Consider the following 1,539-nt stretch of genomic DNA (forward strand, 5'->3'; position numbering starts at 1 on the left):
CGAACACCTCGCCGCCCACCGCGGCCTCACCCCCTGGCCCACCTGCGGCACCCGCACCGGCCACAACACCACCGCCCACCACGCGGTACCCGCGCCCCGGCCCGCCACCCAGCAACCCGCCGCCGAACCGGACACCGCGGCCGATGCCGACACCGGCCCGATCCCGGCCGACTCGGCGACCGTCGTGGTCCAGGACGGCAACACCCTCGACGGCATCACCCGAACCCTGCAACTGCCCGGCGGCTGGCCGGCCCTCTACGCCGCCAACCAGGACGTCATCGGCGACAACCCCGACGTCATCCTCCCCGGACAGACCCTCCGCCTGCCCTGACGCCCGGCAGTCCGTGGCCGGCGCAGCGGTGCCGCGGAGAGGCGGAGAGGCGGGAAGGCCGGAAGGCGGCAAGAGTGTCCATACAGCTGTTCGAGTTCGCGGGGGATCGACTCACGTAGGAAGGCCCACCATGAAGATCACCGTCCTCGGCACCGGACTCATCGGCTCGCAGCTCGCCACCGAGCTACGAGCACGAGGCCACGAGGTGACCGCCGCGTCGCTGTCGTCCGGCGTCGATCTGCTCACCGGGGCCGGCCTCGACACCGCGCTCGCCGGCGCGGACGCAGTGGTGAACGTGACCAACTCCCCCACGTTCGACGAGCAGTCGATCGAGTTCTTCCGGACCACGGTGGGCAACCTCCTCGCCGCAGGCGAACGGGCCGGCGTGCGCCACCAGCTGGTTCTGTCCATCGTGGGCGTGGACCAGGTCCCCGAACTGGACTACTACCGCGCCAAGGCGCTCCAGGAGGAGTTGCTGTGCGGCGGTCCGACGCCTTACTCGATCGTCCGCGCCACGCAGTTCTTCGAGTTCATGGAGCCGACCATGTCGTGGACCTCGGACGAGACCACGGTGCGACTGCCCGCGACGTTGCTCCAGCCGATCGCCAGCCGCGACATCGTCGACGTCCTCGCAGACGTGGCCACCGGCACGCCGCTCGGCGGGATTCTCGAGATCGCGGGCCCCGACACGTTCACGCTCGACGAGATCGGCCGCATGACGCTGGCCGCGCGGGGCGACCGGCGCCCCGTCGTCGTCGACAACCAGGCGGGCCTGTTCGCCGCCGTCCACGGAAACGTCCTCACCCCGGGCCCCGGCGCCCGCCTGGCACCGACTCGCTACCAGGACTGGCTCAACGGCTGACCGCTCCCAGGGACGCGAGGAACTGCACGACACGCCACTGACACTTCAGACGGGCAAGGCGTGTTGGGTTGTTGACGATGCGGAAGGCACGCACGGCAAGGTCTCCCGCGCCGTGGGACTGACGACCTCCAGGCGTTCCGCGGCGGCCACCAGGATGAGGGCGCTGGTGACGTCGCCGGGCGCGCCACCCTGACCGGGATGCCGTCCCGGCCGGCGCGCGCCGGATCTTGGAGGTCGCCGCCACGACGGGGCCGGCACCATGCTGCTCGGCTCGGAGATCGGTGCGGCGCTGACCGCCCTGGAGCCGCTGGGCATCGACTACATCGGCATGAACTGCGTCACCGGC

At 71.4% G+C, this 1,539-nt stretch carries 1 protein-coding gene and 1 pseudogene; both read left to right on the top strand.

Annotated elements, in window-relative coordinates:
• A pseudogene (locus ABZ641_RS36810) lies at positions 1–331 on the top strand (hypothetical protein); the annotation flags it as partial.
• A 130-nt stretch (positions 332–461) separates the two neighbouring features.
• Positions 462–1,193 (top strand): SDR family oxidoreductase, encoded by a 732-nt coding sequence (locus ABZ641_RS36815; RefSeq protein ID WP_359988909.1) that lies wholly within the window; start codon positions 462–464, stop codon positions 1,191–1,193.
• Positions 1,194–1,539: the final 346 nt, after the last annotated feature.

Origin of the sequence: Kitasatospora sp. NPDC007106, from assembly GCF_040634455.1 — a bacterium.
GTDB lineage: Bacteria > Actinomycetota > Actinomycetes > Streptomycetales > Streptomycetaceae > Kitasatospora > Kitasatospora arboriphila.